This window comes from Corynebacterium faecale (genome assembly GCF_030408735.1).
Lineage (GTDB): Bacteria > Actinomycetota > Actinomycetes > Mycobacteriales > Mycobacteriaceae > Corynebacterium > Corynebacterium faecale.
The window spans coordinates 1,748,549-1,764,335 of sequence record NZ_CP047204.1 but is presented as its reverse complement, the minus strand read 5'-3'; the positions used below and the strand labels follow the sequence as shown (position 1 = coordinate 1,764,335).

The 15,787-nt window shown below is 59.7% G+C and carries 13 protein-coding genes; 4 read left to right on the top strand and 9 right to left on the bottom strand.

The window, feature by feature from the left end:
* Positions 1-50 precede the first annotated feature (50 nt).
* A complete protein-coding gene (locus tag CFAEC_RS08070; RefSeq protein WP_290275815.1) occupies positions 51-1,244 on the top strand; it encodes a DUF2189 domain-containing protein in 1,194 nt (397 codons plus the stop codon).
* Positions 1,245-1,410: 166 nt separating this feature from the next.
* Here the strand turns inward: CFAEC_RS08070 and CFAEC_RS08065 are convergent, their stop codons facing one another.
* From CFAEC_RS08065 to CFAEC_RS08055, 3 genes are all read right to left on the bottom strand, one after another.
* The gene (locus CFAEC_RS08065) at positions 1,411-2,403 is read right to left on the bottom strand and encodes a hydrogen peroxide-inducible genes activator (protein ID WP_290275813.1); all 993 of its coding nucleotides are present in this window, start codon (positions 2,401-2,403) and stop codon (positions 1,411-1,413) included.
* Positions 2,404-2,606: 203 nt separating this feature from the next.
* Positions 2,607-5,147, bottom strand: coding sequence for a DEAD/DEAH box helicase (locus tag CFAEC_RS08060; RefSeq protein ID WP_290275810.1), 2,541 nt, complete (start codon positions 5,145-5,147; stop codon positions 2,607-2,609).
* A gap of 138 nt (positions 5,148-5,285) precedes the next feature.
* Positions 5,286-6,245, bottom strand: a complete 960-nt coding sequence (locus tag CFAEC_RS08055; protein ID WP_290275808.1) for a PAC2 family protein — start codon at positions 6,243-6,245, stop codon at positions 5,286-5,288.
* A 408-nt stretch (positions 6,246-6,653) separates the two neighbouring features.
* On the opposite strand from CFAEC_RS08055, the gene CFAEC_RS08050 reads away from it, so the two are divergent.
* Entirely contained in the window at positions 6,654-7,802 is a 1,149-nt protein-coding gene (locus tag CFAEC_RS08050) for a DUF4192 domain-containing protein (protein ID WP_290275806.1), read from the top strand.
* A gap of 22 nt (positions 7,803-7,824) precedes the next feature.
* Here CFAEC_RS08050 and galE read toward each other — a convergent pair whose 3' ends face one another.
* From galE to CFAEC_RS08020, 6 genes are all read right to left on the bottom strand, one after another.
* Positions 7,825-8,811 carry a UDP-glucose 4-epimerase GalE gene (gene galE, locus CFAEC_RS08045; protein WP_290275804.1) on the bottom strand — a complete coding sequence of 329 codons (987 nt, stop codon included), beginning with the start codon at positions 8,809-8,811 and terminating at the stop codon, positions 7,825-7,827.
* Positions 8,811-9,503: a metal-dependent transcriptional regulator gene (locus CFAEC_RS08040; RefSeq protein WP_290275803.1), complete on the bottom strand. Its 693-nt coding sequence runs from the start codon at positions 9,501-9,503 to the stop codon at positions 8,811-8,813. The genes galE and CFAEC_RS08040 overlap by 1 nt, the downstream gene beginning before the upstream one ends.
* Positions 9,504-9,958: 455 nt before the next feature.
* A complete protein-coding gene (locus tag CFAEC_RS08035) occupies positions 9,959-10,954 on the bottom strand; it encodes a sigma-70 family RNA polymerase sigma factor (protein WP_290275800.1) in 996 nt (331 codons plus the stop codon).
* A gap of 213 nt (positions 10,955-11,167) precedes the next feature.
* Complete coding sequence (gene dtd / locus CFAEC_RS08030) at positions 11,168-11,602, bottom strand: D-aminoacyl-tRNA deacylase (RefSeq protein WP_290275798.1); 435 nt, start codon at positions 11,600-11,602, stop codon at positions 11,168-11,170.
* Positions 11,602-13,158 (bottom strand): DUF7782 domain-containing protein, encoded by a 1,557-nt coding sequence (locus tag CFAEC_RS08025; protein WP_290275795.1) that lies wholly within the window; start codon positions 13,156-13,158, stop codon positions 11,602-11,604. The genes dtd and CFAEC_RS08025 overlap by 1 nt, the downstream gene beginning before the upstream one ends.
* Positions 13,148-13,603, bottom strand: coding sequence for a DUF3099 domain-containing protein (locus CFAEC_RS08020; protein ID WP_290275793.1), 456 nt, complete (start codon positions 13,601-13,603; stop codon positions 13,148-13,150). Before CFAEC_RS08020 ends, CFAEC_RS08025 begins: the two co-directional genes overlap by 11 nt.
* A 120-nt stretch (positions 13,604-13,723) precedes the next feature.
* Between CFAEC_RS08020 and CFAEC_RS08015 the strand changes: the two genes are divergently transcribed.
* Positions 13,724-13,963: a DUF3039 domain-containing protein gene (locus CFAEC_RS08015; protein ID WP_290279845.1), complete on the top strand. Its 240-nt coding sequence runs from the start codon at positions 13,724-13,726 to the stop codon at positions 13,961-13,963.
* A complete protein-coding gene (locus CFAEC_RS08010; protein ID WP_290275790.1) occupies positions 13,960-15,675 on the top strand; it encodes a DEAD/DEAH box helicase in 1,716 nt (571 codons plus the stop codon). The genes CFAEC_RS08015 and CFAEC_RS08010 overlap by 4 nt, the downstream gene beginning before the upstream one ends.
* Positions 15,676-15,787: the final 112 nt, after the last annotated feature.

The following is a 15,787-nucleotide window of genomic DNA, read 5'->3' as shown; positions in this document are numbered from 1 at the left end:
ACATGGGGCGGTGTGACGCCACGAACTGTGAAGAGGAGAGATCGAAGAAGATGAACCGCGACGAGGATTCGCCAGACTTCAACCCCGATGGCCCCGATGGCCGTGATGATCATGGTGGGAACGGTGATCATGGTGGAAATGGTGGCCGGGAGGACCGTGGAGAATCCGGACATTCTCCTCTGGATCCCCCGTCCAGTGATGGTTATGAACGCGGAGCGGGCAGCGGGCGCGGTGAGGAGGGTGCGGCGCCGGACCGTTACCGGCCCACCAACCACCCCGAGGACGCCCCCGGTGGTTTTAATCCCGGCTACGGTACATCGAACTACGGTGGTGCCGGCGCCTCCGCTTATTCCGGTTATGAGCCGTACCCCGGCACCACCGGAGATGGACAGGCGAATGCCAACGCCTATGGCGGATATGAGACCGGGACTTTTGGTCAGTATGCCGGTCCGGATGGCAACGGCAGGCCTCTGGAAACCGCCGATGGCCGCATCAACATCATGAGGGCCGTCCGTTTCGGCTTCAAGTCGGTGTTCTCCAACCCTGCTGTCTGGATCCTGGGCACCGTGATCGTCGGCCTGGCGTTCCTCGTTCTGTCCATCATGCTGGGATTTTTGATGGTCGCGCTTGATCCCCAGGCGGTCATGGACAATGATCCCTGGGCACCTGTGAATATCATCATCAACGTGGTGATCTCGGTGCTTGCGTGGCTCATCTTCATCGCGGCCATGCGCGGGGCGCTCATTGAGACAGACGGCCGCAGGGCGCGACTAAAGGATTTCTTCCACCCGATCAATGCTGGCCAGACCGCTATCCTGCTCATCATCTTCACGCTGTTGGGGATGGTGCTCAGCCTCATCGTCCAGAGTGACACCCAGAGTGCCGTCATGGTGAATGAGCTGACCGGAGAGGTGGCACTGGACAGTGGACTTCTCGGCCGCCTGGCCCTGTTCGTGATCATCGCAGGTCTGATCAATCCCCTGTACAGCTACTGGGTGTACTACACCTCCGACGGCCGTGAGAATGCGGTGGGTGCAGCCAAGAACGGATTCGCTGACGCAGTCAGGAACTACCCGAAATTGCTGCTGTACAGCGTCCTCAGCGGTGTGGTGATCATGGTCTTCGGACCGTTGACCCTGTTCCTCGGATTGGTCATCTTCCTTCCAGTCAGTGTGTTGATCTCCGCTCATCTGTACCGCCAGATGAGTGGTGGCAAGGTGCCGGTGGATTCCAGCGGCAGGTGACCGCGGTAGACGGCCCGCCCCCCATGCCGACAATGCCAAAGCCCTTCCTCACCTGCCCCACACCCAGCCTTGTTCAGGCGGGGCGTGAGGGAGGGTGAGGAAGGGCTTTAGTTGTTGGTCTCTACTGCGTGAGCCTCAAGGTGAGTTGATCAGAGGCTTATGGAGATCAGGCATCAACCGGGAGGATGCTCTCATTGTTCTTCAGTTCAATTCCGGTGTCCCTGGCACGTGACATTGCTTCCTGGAAAGCACGCTGGAGGATCTGGGCGAACTGTTCGAATTCCTCCGCGCGTGAGGAGGACGAGCGGTACACCAGTCCGACCCGACGGTTAGCGGTGACATCTGGGCCGAAGTTGGCGGTGGAGAGTCCATCGCGGGTGCACTCCCAGGGAACCGCACTGACCGGCACCAGGGTGGAACCGAGGCCGGCCACCACCAGCTGCATCACGGTGGTGAGGCTGGATGCGCGGGTGACTGCTGTCGTCGAACTGATCGGGTTGATATCGGCCCTGCGACACAGGTCCACGATCTGGTCATGGAGGCAGTGGCCATCATCGAGGAGGAGAAGTTCCAGTTCCTCCAGAGCTGAGAGCTGGAGATCCTGGCGGCCTGCGAAGACATGATTCTCTGGAACCACGACGACGAAGTCCTCGTCATACAGGGGGATTTCCTTCATGCCCGGGGTTTCCGAGGGTAGGGCCATCAGGGCGACATCGATGGCACCGTCACGCAGGAGTGAGAGCAGATGCTTGGTCTGATCCTCCACGATGTGGGGTTCAAGTTCGGAGAATTCGGTATCGACGATATTGAGCAGGGGTGGCAGGATGTAGGGGGCAACGGTGGGGATGATGCCGATGGTCAGTGGGCCAGTCAAGGATCCGTTGGCGCCGCGGGCGTGGGCGAGGAACGACTCTGCCGCATCCAGTGTGGACTTGGCGTAGGGGAGGAGTTTTTCGCCCGCCGGGGTGACAATCACCTTCCTGGTGGATCGTTCGATCAACTGCACACCGAGGCCGGTCTCCAGGGCTACGAGTGCCTGGGAGAGGGAAGGTTGGGAAATGGATAGTTTGGATGCAGCGGTGCCGAAATGTTTGCACTCGGCGATCGTCGCGAATGTACGAAGCTGCGCGAGAGTGGGCCGGTACTCCTTATTACTCATGCCTATAACCTTAACCTCTTAGTGGAGGAAATGGTAATGAAACAGGGCCCTTCTTTAGCGAATAAGCTCGGTAAATAGGTAAAACCGCTGAATGAACTGCGGTTATGTCAACAACATCATTTTCCCGAGATTGTATTTAAAGAAGGATGCCGCCGGGGAAGACATGTATCCGGCGGGTTTTCACCCGAACCGGGTGGGTTACGTCAGTTCTGCTGGATGTCCAGGGAGGAGAAGCGTACCTCTCCGGCCTCATCAGAGGCATCCAGATCCACCACACCCACAAACGCGAAGGAATTATCACCTTCCGGATCCTTGATAGTCTGTCGGACAGCCCACGCCCTGCCACTCTGCTCGACTTTAAAGAATTCAGCTCCACGGGCAGCGGGGCCGGTATCCAGGTCTGCATACTCATCGAAGTACGCATCCATGGCAGCGGGGAAGTCCGGTTTCTCATCAAGGTGCTCGGTCATGAGGGCAAGCTGGTCTTCCTTCTCATAGGCGAACAGCTCAACGAGGCGGAACATCGCGTTGCGGATCATGATGGTGAAGGCACGGCGGTTGGCTGTCAGTGCAGTGGGGTCTTCCACCCCGAAGGCCAGTTCGCGCGCCAGGGTTTCCTTGTCAATCGGTGCATCCGGGTCGGCCATCTGGGCCCATTCATCCACCAGTGATGAGTCAACCTGACGGATGAGCTCCCCCAACCACACCACCACATCATCCAATTCCTCGGTGGAATGGTCGCGGGGGAGGGAATGCTGGAGGGTACGCCAGGCGTCGGTGAGGTACCGCAGGGCCACACCCTCAGAACGGGCGACACCGTAGGTTGCCACCAGATCAGAGAAGGTCATGCCGTGTTCGATCATGTCGCGGACCACTGATTTCGGGCTGAGCTCGAATTCCTTCGCCCAGGGGTGCCCCTCGCGGAAGGTTTCGAAGGCCTGCCCCAGCTCCTCCTCCAGGGGCTTGGGCCAGGTCACGTCCTCGATGATCGCCATGCGCTCGCTGTAATCCACCCCTTCTGCCTTGAGTGCTTCAATCTCCTCACCGCGCCGGGCCTTCTGCTGGGCGATGAGGATCTGCCGGGGATCATCCAGAATGGATTCAAACACACTGATCACGTCGAGTGTGTAGGTTTCGGACTCTTTGTCCAGCAGGGTCAGGGCTGCCAAGGCGAACGGTGCCAGTGGCTGGTTGAGCGCGAAGTCACGTTGGAGATCCTGTGTCAGGGCATAAACCCGCCCGGTTTCATCGGGACCGTTTTCAACCTTGTCGATGATCTGGGCGTTGACCAGCCCCCGGAACAATTCCAGGGCGGTGAGTATGTCCTTGTTCTGTTTGTTCCGGGTGTCGTGGTTGCTCCGCAGCAGGTGCCTGAGGTGGTCATAACCGTCACCGGGGCGGGCGATCACATTGAGGAGCATGGAGTTGCTGATCTTGAACTGGCTGGTGAGCTGTTCCGGTTCGGCGGTGGTGAGACGCTCATAGGTTTTCGATGTCCAGGTGACTTCACCGGGGCGGGTGGCCTTGAGTCGGAGTTTCTTCAACTTCTTCGGATCGGAACCGGCTTTTTCCCGGAGACGGAAGTTCTCGATCTCGTGTTCAGGAGCCTGGATCACCACATGCCCCACGGTGTCATACCCGGCACGCCCGGCACGGCCCGCAATCTGGTGAAATTCCCGGGACTTCAACACGCGTTCACGGGAACCGTCGAACTTCACCAGACCGGTCATCAACACTGTCCTGATGGGCACGTTGATGCCCACACCCAGAGTGTCGGTTCCGCAGATCACCTTCAATAATCCTGTCTGAGAGAGTTTTTCCACCAACCGGCGGTATTTGGGCAGCATGCCGGCATGGTGAACGCCGATACCACGACGAACCAGTTTGGATAGCGTCTTGCCAAAGGTGGTGGTGAAACGGAAATCACCGATCTCGTCTGCGATGCGGTCCTTTTCCTCCTTGGTGATCACCGTCATGGAGGTCATCGCCTGGGCCCGTTCAATGGCGTCCCGCTGGGTGAAGTGCACCACGTAGACGGGGGCTTTCTTCTCGGTGAGGAGCTGCTCGATGGTCTCATGCACCGGGGTGTACACATAGGAGAACTCCAGTGGCACCGGGCGTTCGGTGTTGCCCACGAAGCTGGTGGTCCGGCCGGTTCGTTTGGTGAGATCCTCTTCCAACCACCCGGTATCACCCAGGGTGGCGGACATCAGCAGGAATTGTGCGCGTGGTAATTCCAGAAGGGGAACCTGCCATGCCCAGCCACGGTCAGGTTCGGAATAGTAGTGGAACTCATCCATCACCACCTGATCGATGGCTGCCGAGGCTCCGTCACGCAGAGCGATATTGGCCACGATTTCTGCTGTGGCACAAATGATCGGGGCACCACCATTGACGGTGGCATCTCCCGTCATCATGCCGACATTCTCTGCGCCGAAAATCTCACACAGGGAGAAGAATTTCTCACTCACCAGTGCTTTGATCGGGGCGGTGTAGAAGCTGCGCTGCCCACGTGCCATCGCGATGAAGTGTGCGGCGATGGCCACCATGGATTTACCAGAACCGGTCGGGGTCGCCAGAATGACATTGTCGCCGGTGAGAATGCCCAGGGAGGCTTCTTCCTGCGCAGGGTACAGGCCGATGCCCCGGGTGCTCGTCCACGCCAGAAATGAATCGAAGATGGATTCATCCAGCAGGCTCTCTGGAACATCGGAAAGGTCAGGCAACATCTGGGAAAGGTTCACGGTTACCAAGCGTAGCCAACGCACCGGACACCGGGGGCACCCGCATGCTTGTCGACGAAAAGACCGACCGCCCCACTCCTTGCGCATCTTCCGGTGCGCAAGGAGTGGGGCGGGTTTCCGCCTCGTGCGTGAGGAGGACTAATCCTCCGGATTGTCCTGCTTATCCGGATCATCGGTGTCATCCAGGCCAGCGAGGAACTTCTCAAACTCCGCACCGATTTCATCACCTGATGGAACCGGGGTTTCACCTGGGAGAACCGCCTGCGGATTCTTCTCACGGTAACGCTCGAGCTCATCGTCATACTGCTGTTCCAAGGCACCCACCACGTGCTGGATCTCCGTGGAATCAGCAGTCTGTTCAGTGAGTTGACGCTGGACCTTGTCCGCATCACGTTCAATGGCCAGCAACGGCAGGTTCAGCTGAGCGGTGTCCGCGACAGCCTGCAGCAATTTCAATGTTGCTGCGGGGTACGGTGAGGCAGCGACATAGTGGGGTACATGCACCGTGTAGCCGGCAACATTCTTGCCCTGGGTGTGCAGCAGCCTCTCCAGCTTCAGCGATGCGGAACCGGGTACCGAGATACGCGCATCGATGTTGAACTGTGACTTCAACAGATCAGCAGAGTTACCGTGGGCAGAGACCACAGTGGGACGGGTATGCGGAACCGTCATGGGTGCGGCATAAAGGCAGATGGTCTTATCCACGCCGAACTTGTCCACGAGATCAGATACCGCCTGGGTGAAGGCACCCCACCGGAGATCCGGCTCAGGCCCGGCCAGCACGAGGAAGGGCTTGTTGTCCGAGTCACGCACCACATGCAGGCCCAGCTCAAGGTTCTCCATCCCGGTCACCTCGTTGTGATCAATGACCACGGTGGGGCGGCGGGAACGGTAATCAATCAACTCATCGTTGTTGAAGGACGCGATGAGCCGGTGATCCAGTGCAGCCATCAGATGTGAAGCGCTGGACTCCACCGCATGGCCTGCATCGGCATAACCCTGAAGAGCAACAATGAGGGTAGGGCCTTCCGATCCGTTCCCGCTCACCTCAGGTGACGGGTATTCAAGTTCGTACATTGGTTCCTTGTTATCCGACATTATTCCTCCTCAATCTCACTAAACATTCATCGTTTCAGGGTTGACCCCTGGCGGTTGGTCGTTGTTAAAAAATTAGACCGAATTCCGTATCAGGGATGGTCTTATTGAGTTCAACGCACAGTCACTGAGAATTAATCCCCTCATTCATATCAATGTGCTATTCCAGCTCCGAATCATCCCGAGTCTAGTCGATGCCGGTTCGAACAAGAGTCAACGCCTGGCCACGCCCACGCCAACATCAACAGGATCCACTTCCTCGATCACCACCATCCCGGAACCCGGCTTGACCTGCCCTTTGGCAACAACATCTCACTATGGGCTGTGGATAGAGATCACTCCAGGTATCAGAACCTGTGGATGGAGGGCCACAGCCTACCGGAGGCAGCAAAACTCCCACATACTGAGCGCATGCCAGAAAATAACAATCCATCATCCACACCAGTCCTGGGTACACCAGGGGATCTCATTGCCAACATCCCGGGAATTCTCGGATTCTTTCCCACCGAATCACTCGTTTTCGCCGCCATGTTCCGGGAGGGCTCAGGCCCCAGACACACCCTCGGCCCAGTGATAAGAGTCAACATCGACGAACTTCACCTCCTACCAGAGCTAGGTCAGGCCATCACCTCGGTGGAAGCCGACCTCATCTTCTGCTTCGCCATCACGGAGCAGTCCAACAGTGCGGCGATCGAGGAAACCGTGGACAAGCTTTTCGACGCCGCAGAGGCCGGCACCGTCCCCATCACCGCCTGCTGGGTCACCGCAGGTATCTACAGCGGTGAAACCTATCAGCTCGCCTTCGGCCCTTCCCCTGAGGAACTGGGCAGCACCTGCCGGGGACTATCCGAATGGGAACATGGACGAATCGCGCCCATCACGCAGGCGCTGGCCACGCAGAACCTCCTGGAACACGGACACCTTCCAGAACTCACCAGGACTGACGCCTACTCCGCCTACGACCGGGACAACCGCTTCCTCACCAGCGAAGGGATCGCCGATCTCACCGCACAGGCACGTGAGATCGGCGAAGACATCCTCCGTGCCATCAGAACCAACCCCGATGGCGGTGCCTTTGATGCGGCACTCGATGGATTCGACACGATCATGCACCGCGCCACCACCAGGTCACCGGGGACCAACCACACCGCCCTGCTGCAAAAACCGGGCCTCCTACGTGATGCGGCCGCCTACCTCACCTCGTTGCTGCTCCGGGATGCCATACTCCATCACGCTGTCCACACCCCGGATGTGGCATCCGATCTCTTCCTCGCTGTGGCCAAGACCTTCAACGGAACCATCCGGTCCAACGCCCTGTGCCTGTTCGCGATCAGCGCCATCCAGCGTCGCCTGGGGATGAAAGCGATCCCAGCCTTGGAAGCCGCCCAGGTCACCGACCCGGGGCACAGTTTCTCAGCACTGCTGCAACGAGGGCTCATGGACGGACAGTCCGATTCGATGGTGGATGCCTGTATGCGTGGCAATGACATGGTCCGCACCCACTATGGCACAAGGGCAGGTGCAGACCCGGATGAGTCTGAACCTGCCCAAGCTGCCTGATGATGCAGAGAAATATAGAGTCCTAACGTCGCCGGGCGCTGTGCGCGAGATCCCCCAGCTGGGAGGTGAATACCCACGCATCCTCCACGATGGTCCGCAGATCGGTGTGGGACGGGGCCCAACCCAGTTCGCGACGGGCCTTGTCCGATGAAGCGATCAGCGTGGCCGGGTCGCCGGCGCGCCGGGGTGCGATCTCAGCAGGGATCGGGTGGCCGGTGACCTCGCGGCACATCTCCACAACCTGTTTCACGCTGTAACCATCACCGGATCCGAGGTTGAAGATGCGGTGTGACCCTCCGGCATTGGATTCGAGGGCCAGGACGTGGGCTTCCGCGAGATCAAGGATGTGGATGTAATCACGGACCGCGGTGCCGTCATGGGTGGGCCAATCGTCACCAAACATGGAGATCTTCTCGCGGTGGCCTAGTGCGACCTGGAGAACCAGCGGGATCAGATGTGTCTCCACGTCACGGTTCTCGCCGATCGAACCATAGGCTCCAGCCACATTGAAATAACGAAGGCTCGTCGCCCCGAGGCCATAAGCATGGGCGTAGGAGGTGATGGCGTAGTCAATTGCCAGTTTGGACGCCCCATAGGGGTTGGTGGGGGCCGTCGGCATGTCTTCGGTGATCGGGACCTGTTCAGGTTCACCGTAGGTTGCTGCGGTGGATGAGAAGACGAGGTTATTCACGCCGTTGTGTCTCATCGCCTCAAGGAGGGTCAGGGTGGTCACCACGTTGTGCTGCCAATAATCAGCGGGCTGGCTCACTGATTCGCCTACGAGGGACCGGGCGGCGAAGTGGACCACACCATCAAAGTCCCCGCTGGCGAGAACCTCATGGGCGACATCGTGCACGTCGCCTTCCACCAGGGTGGCCCCTGCGGGGATCGCTTCGCGGTTGCCGGTGGTGAAGTTGTCGATGATCGTGACATCGTGTCCACGCTCCACCAGGACGGCGGCACAGACACTACCCACGTAGCCGGCACCTCCGGTAACCAGAAGCTTCATCAGTTGAGACCCTCAATCTTTTCCACCCGGACCGCATGAGCAAGATCATCGATGAGTTCCACGACCATGCCGTTGTGCGTAATCATCACGCGGCCCTGTTCATTGGTGATCTCCACCTCGGTTCCCATTTTGATGCCGGCAGCGGTGAGGATCTGGAACTGCTCCTGATCCACCTGGAGAATCTCATTGAGCTGGACAATACGAACCCGGAGGGTTTCCCCGTGGGGGAGGTCGATGGCACGGACACCTGAGTCGGGTTCGCGATCCTGATCAAAGCCGATGTCGGTCAGACCCGGGATGGGGTTGCCGAAGGGGGAGCGCGAGACATCATCAAGAACCTCGACGAGGCGACGCTCCACCTCATCACTCATGACGTGCTCCCAGCGGCAGGCCTCGTCGTGGACCTTGTGGATGTCCAGTCCGATGATGTCGGTGAGCAGGCGCTCGGCCAGGCGGTGCTTGCGCATGACTGCAATGGCGAGGGCACGACCCTCGGGAGTCATCTCGAGGCTGCGATCCGGACTGACATGGACCAGACCATCGCGCTCCATTCGGGCAACAGTCTGGCTCACGGTGGGGCCGGACTGCTCGAGGCGCTCTGCAATGCGCGCACGGAGCGGGATGATGCCCTCCTCCTCGAGTTCATAAATGGTGCGCAGATACATTTCAGTGGTATCGACCAGATCCTTCACAGGAGACTGCCTTCCTTGTAAATTCCAAACACAACTGGAAAACCGCCCCGTGTGGGAAGCGGTTTACCCCTGACCCAATTCCAACCCCGAAAGTTGGTGAGGCGCTGTTTGATGGATATATCCATCTCTTCAAACGCATTCTACCGGTGTTCATTCCCCAGGAGAAAGCCAACGCTAATAATTCCCCTGAATTTCCAGGATTGAAACCTATAAATCTGTGGGCATCCGCCCGCATGCTGCGATTTCTGAGCACGGTTTCTAAGCACGGGGGAGAATGCCGGATGAACTCATCTCAGCTTAGCCAAACTTTAAGGGGAGCACCCGCCGACGTTCCCGGCCTGAACCAGCTGGAAGTGCGCTTCCCCAATCAATAGGGAACCGAAAAGCCGGGAAACTCCCAGGGAGTTTCCCGGCCGACAGGTCTCAGGAGCTAACCACGCCCACGGGGATCTGCATCAGATGGCGTACTCGCGGAGTCTGGATGCACGCTCGCCATCACGGAGTTTGCTCATGACCTCGCGCTCAATCTGGCGGACACGCTCGCGGGAGAGTCCGAAACGGCGGCCGATCTGATCCAGGGTGCGCGGAACTCCATCGTCGAGTCCGTAACGGAGGCGGATCACGTCCTGCTCACGCTGATCCAGGGTGCTGAGCACAGAGCGGATATCAGAATGGCGCATGGATGCGACCACAGCGGTCTCGGCGTCAGTGGCCTCGGAGTCTTCGATGAAGTCACCGAGTGGGGCTTCCTCATCTGCACCGACAGGCATGTCCAGGCTCACCGGGTCACGGGACTGGCGGAGCAGCATCTCAATCTTGGACTCATCGATCCCGGATTCCTCGGCGAGCTCCTCATTGGTGGCCTCTCGCCCCAGGTGCTGGTACATCTCACGCTTGATGCGAGACAGCTTGTTCACCTGCTCCACGAGGTGGACGGGGAGCCGGATGGTCCGGGACTGGTCAGCCATGCCGCGGGTGATGGCCTGACGGATCCACCAGGTGGCGTACGTGGAGAACTTGAAGCCCTTGGTGTAATCGAACTTCTCCATGGCGCGGATCAGTCCGAGATTGCCTTCCTGGATAAGGTCCAGCAGGGGCATGCCCCGGCCGGTATAACGCTTCGCCAGGGAGACAACAAGGCGGAGGTTGGCCTCGAGCAGGTGGGCACGGGCCTTTTTGCCCTCCTTGGCCAGGACCTTGAGGTCGCGCTTCATGGCGCGGGTCAGTGGCTCTCCGGCACGCTTGAGCTTGTATTCGGAATAAAGGCCGACCTCAATGGTCTGGGCCAACTCAACTTCATCCTCCGCGGTGAGCAGAGCTGTTTTTCCGATGCCATTGAGATAAACGCGAACAAGGTCCTGTGATGGATTGTCGTTGGTTTGACCTCGCCTGCTTCCGGGGTCTACTTCCCGATCATTACCTGTGAGATCCTGCGTGGACGGTTGAGTCATAACTGGCCTCCTAATTTCGCGGTTCACTTGGTTCAACGGGGCGACCAGTGTGAAAGTTCCCACATTGTTCAATAAAAAATGACACACCCCCGAAGGTTTATCAATCAAGACTCAAGTGTTGACGCAGGGGTGGCCAAAGGAGGTTTCTTTATGAATATATTGCAAACGGAAACTTTTCCGGGTGGGGTCAAACTCCGAACTTAATGCACCTTGCTAGCACTCCACCAGGACGGTGAACGGCCCTTCATTCACCGAGGTCACCTGCATCATCGCGCCGAAGCGGCCTTCCTCCACCTGGATTCCACGGGCACGTAAACCGTCCGCGATCTTCCTGATCACTGGTTCTGCCATGTCACCGGGTGCGGCATCAGACCACGATGGACGACGGCCCTTGGCTGTTCTGCCCATGAGGGTGAACTGGCTGACCAGCAGGACCGGCGCGCCGGCGTCACTGACAGATTTCTCCTCATCCAGGATGCGCAGCTCGGCAATTTTCCGCACCATGGTCTCCCACGCATCGGGGGCATCTTCCGAGCCCACACCCACCAGGGCCAAAAGACCACCCGTTTCGGGGCAGTCGATCTGACCGACCACGTCACCGTCAACGGTCACACTCGCAGAACTCACCCGGGTCAATACAGCTTTCATCAGAACTCACCCGCGATCAGATCCACAGGAAGCACCAGCCCGTGCCGGACGAGGTCCACCACCGCGGCGATCGCACTGTTGTGCAGAGCCTGCTCATCCACCCCGTTGGCCATGGCGTAGAGGCCAAGGGTCTCCTCCAGATTCAGTCCATCCGGGTTGAGGCCGGACAGCACCGCCGCGAGGTGGTGGTCAACATCATGTGACCACCGTGGGCCGTCGGTGCGGGTGAGGCGCCTGGCCACCGGCGCGAACCCCATTCCTTCCTCGGCATCTGCCAGACTCACCTCCTCCTGCGCCACGCCGGGTCGCACCCGGTAGCGCGATTCCAGGAGGGACTCACGGGTCTGGTCTCGCAACCACGCGATACGGGCAAAGTATTCGGAGACTTCCGGGCCGAGGGGATCCTCAAAGTACTGGGTCATCTCTTCCGCCAGGATGTCGGACTTTGTTTCCTGTTCGTCTGATCCCAGCCTGTGGATGGCGATGAAACCGAACCCCACACCCGTGACCCCGGCGTTGTCGAAGTGGCGCAGCCAGGCGGAGGTGCGCTCGGAAGCCTCCGGGCTGCGCAGATCCAGGGATTCATCAGACAACCAGGTGCCCACATACTGGGAGGGCGTCACGGCATCGCGCTGGATGATCCACGCGGCGACACCCTCATCGGGCAGCCATTCCGCCACCCGCTGCTGCCAGGACTGTTCCGTTGAGTGCACCCAGGCGCCCAGCAGGTGTGCGGTGCCGCCGGGGGCGAGATGCCTGCAGGCCTCTTCCGCGACCAGTCTGGTGGCACCGTCCAGATCCATTCCGGAATCGCGGTAGACATGGCCGATCTCCGGCGGGCCAACCACAAACGGTGGGTTGGCGATGATCCGGTCGAATTCCCGTCCCTCGACCGGGGCGAACCAGCTGCCTTCAATGAGTTCGACATCCACCCCGGAATCCACCAGCGTGGCCTCAGCGAAGTCGAGGGCGCGGGGATGCACGTCGGTGGCGGTGATGGTGGAGGCCAGTCCTGCCTGTCCCAGCACCTGAATGCCGGACCCGGTGCCCAGATCCAGCACCCGGTCGGTGGGGGAGGTCGGGGTGGCCTGCAGCAGGGATAAGCTGGCTGCTCCCACACCCAGGACATGATCGGGGCCGGGCACATGTTGCGTCATTGACGCATCCGCATCGGAGAACACCCACTGCTGACGACCCGCGATCAGATGAGGACGGATATCAATCAGTAACCGCACGCTGCCATCGGCGGTCTCGCGGGCAAAGCCGGCGTCGATAAGCGTGATCATGGTGCCCTCACCGAGAAGCGCGGAGAGCTTGTCGACGCGCACCGGGTCGCGCAGAACCAAGGCCCGTAGGGCGAGGCTGAGGTTGCAGGCGGGCAGGGTGTCCAGGTGGTAGCGGACAGCGGCCGGCTGTCCCGCGTGCATGGCCTGGGTGAAGTCAGGACCGAGCAGATCGGCGATGCCGGAGGTGGTGTAGCCGATCTCCCGGAAGGTTTTCTTCAGCTCGCGCGCGACCTGGGTCAACGGTGAACGGCGGGGGGTGCTATTGGTCATTCTTATCGTCCTTGTCCTGATCCTCGTCAGCGTCAATGGTGATGCCCTCGAAATTGCGGATGAGGTCCACCTCCTTGCCCTCATTCGAGGGTGGGGTGGCCTCTAACGCACGCGCCCGCTCAGCCTCCAACCGGGCCTGTGCCTGCATTTCTCGGGCGAGTCCGGGTTTGTACACCGCCTTCTCCCGTGGGTCACGGGGCTGGCCCTGGCCATTGGCAATGACCACCGCCACCCACGGCAGCGGGACGGAGACGATGAAGATGATGATGGCCAGCCACCACAGGCCCCAGATCATCCAACACAGACCAGCCAGGGCCAGGAGGGGGATACGCACAGCCTGGATCACGTTGTAGATGCGTCGCCGGTGGCGCAGATCCTGCATGGGGGTGCGCTTCTTGTCGGTGATGAGAAGGACTTCATTGCGATGGAGAACCCGTTTGAACATCCTGCTTTTTGACGATCCCGACGAACCCTTCGGCCTGTTATGTCGAGATTTCCGCTGGTTCATACGGCAAAGGGTAGTCCGTTTATGGCCAACACAGGAATTTGGGGCATGATGGGATGGGTGAGAACGACAACGAAGACTATTGAACGCCCAGATGTCAGGGAAGATAACGCCACCAGCGACGACACCCCGAAGTTCTTCCACTATGTGAAGAAAGACCAGATCGTAGACTCTGCCGTCAATGGTCGCATGGTTGTTGCGCTGTGTGGAGAGACCTTTCCTGTGACTAAACAAGCCAAGCCCGGTTCACCTGTGTGCCCGGACTGCGAGAGAATTTTTAAGGGTCTGCGTAAGAAGTGAGTAACAATCTAAGGGCCTGGCAGCGCGCAGCCCTGGATAAATATCTCGCTGAAAAGCCCCGTGATTTCCTGGCTGTGGCTACCCCCGGCGCAGGTAAGACCACGTTTGCGTTGCGCGTGGCCACGGAACTAAAGGTATCCCGGACCGTTGACCGGATCATCGTTGTTGTCCCGACCGAGCACCTGAAAACGCAGTGGTCGCAGGCAGCAGCGAGGGTCGGTCTGTCCCTTGACTCCGAGTTCAAGAACTCCGGCAGCGTCAATCCCGCCTATGACGGTATCTGCGTGACCTATGCGCAGGTGTCGATGCACCCGTTCAAGCATTATCAGGTGACCATGGCGCGCCGATCCCTGGTCATCCTCGATGAGATCCACCACGGCGGCGATGCCAAGAGCTGGGGCGAGGGCATCAGCCAGGCCTACCGGGATGCTGAACACCGACTGGCGCTGACCGGTACCCCGTTCCGTTCCGATGATTCGCCGATTCCCTTTGTCCGCTACACCGAGGATGAACACGGCCACATGGTGTCGCGTTCCGACCACACCTACGGCTACTCCGAGGCGCTTGCCGACGGCGTGGTCAGGCCTGTGGTCTTCCTCGCCTATTCGGGCGAGGCACGCTGGCGGGACAGCGCTGGTGAGGAATACGCGGCCCGCCTCGGCGAGCCCCTCAACGCCGAGCAGACCGCCAAGGCGTGGCGCACCGCCCTGGACCCCACGGGGGACTGGATCCCCGCTGTGCTCTCAGCAGCCCATACCCGGCTGATGCAGCTGCGCCAGAACATCCCTGATGCCGGTGGCCTGGTGATCGCCTCCGATACCAAGACTGCCCGGGCATATGCGAAGGTTCTGAAGGAACTATCCTCCACTCCGGTGGCCATCGTTTTGTCCGATGAACCGGGAGCTTCCGCGAGAATTGAAGAGTTTTCTGCCTCCACCGATGAGTGGATGGTGGCGGTACGCATGGTGTCTGAAGGCGTGGACGTTCCGCGGCTTGCGGTGGGGGTGTATGCCACCTCGGCATCCACACCACTGTTCTTCGCCCAGGCCATCGGACGTTTTGTGCGTTCCCGTATGCCGGGTGAGACCGCATCGGTATTCCTCCCGTCAGTGCCAGTGTTGCTGGACCTGGCTGCCAAGCTCGAGGTGTCCCGTGATCACGTTCTGGGTAAGCCAGACCGCCCCAAGGAAGGGTGGGATGACGAGCTCCTCCAGGAGGCCAACCGCAAGGAGAGCGAACCAGATCTGCTGCCAGCCTATGAGTCCCTGGGTGCGGAAGCAGAGCTGGACTCCCTGATCTATGACGGTTCCACCTATGGCACCGCCACATTCTCAGGCTCTGCGGAAGAGGCTGATTATCTGGGTCTACCGGGACTGCTGGATGCTGAGCAGATGCGCGAGCTGCTGCGAAAGCGTCAGGAGGAACAGCTGGATGCCCGCGATGTGGAGGAGAGGCGACGCAAGGAAGAGGCGCGTCAGAAACAGCGGGAGGCGGAGATCCATGAGCAGGCCTCAGCCGATGAGGTGGCCAGCGATGAGATTCCGCGTCTGCGCAAGGAACTGAACACCATCGTGTCGATCACCTCCGGTCGGACCGGGCGGCCACATGGTGCGATCCACACCGAAGCGCGCAAGAATTGTGGTGGCCCTCCGACGGCACTGTGTTCAGCACAGCAGCTCAGGGATCGGATCGCCTATCTCCGGCAGTGGTAGCGGATAAAGTTTCCATATCAAAATACATACCCTCGCGGCCCACACCTGGCTGTGAGGGTAGTCTTATCTGGCAGAGCAACCGCGAAACCAATAAAGTTCTTCGCGGGTACAA

Excerpts from the sequence above, each read along its gene's own strand:
- CFAEC_RS08070 (WP_290275815.1), top strand. The coding sequence starts at position 51 with ATGAACCGCGACGAGGATTCGCCAGACTTCAACCCCGATGGCCCCGAT.
- CFAEC_RS08065 (WP_290275813.1), bottom strand. The coding sequence starts at position 2,403 with ATGAGTAATAAGGAGTACCGGCCCACTCTCGCGCAGCTTCGTACATTC.
- CFAEC_RS08020 (WP_290275793.1), bottom strand. The coding sequence starts at position 13,603 with ATGTTCAAACGGGTTCTCCATCGCAATGAAGTCCTTCTCATCACCGAC.
- CFAEC_RS08035 (WP_290275800.1), bottom strand. The coding sequence starts at position 10,954 with ATGACTCAACCGTCCACGCAGGATCTCACAGGTAATGATCGGGAAGTA.
- CFAEC_RS08025 (WP_290275795.1), bottom strand. The coding sequence starts at position 13,158 with ATGACCAATAGCACCCCCCGCCGTTCACCGTTGACCCAGGTCGCGCGC.
- dtd (WP_290275798.1), bottom strand. The coding sequence starts at position 11,602 with ATGAAAGCTGTATTGACCCGGGTGAGTTCTGCGAGTGTGACCGTTGAC.
- CFAEC_RS08055 (WP_290275808.1), bottom strand. The coding sequence starts at position 6,245 with ATGTCGGATAACAAGGAACCAATGTACGAACTTGAATACCCGTCACCT.
- CFAEC_RS08050 (WP_290275806.1), top strand. The coding sequence starts at position 6,654 with ATGCCAGAAAATAACAATCCATCATCCACACCAGTCCTGGGTACACCA.
- galE (WP_290275804.1), bottom strand. The coding sequence starts at position 8,811 with ATGAAGCTTCTGGTTACCGGAGGTGCCGGCTACGTGGGTAGTGTCTGT.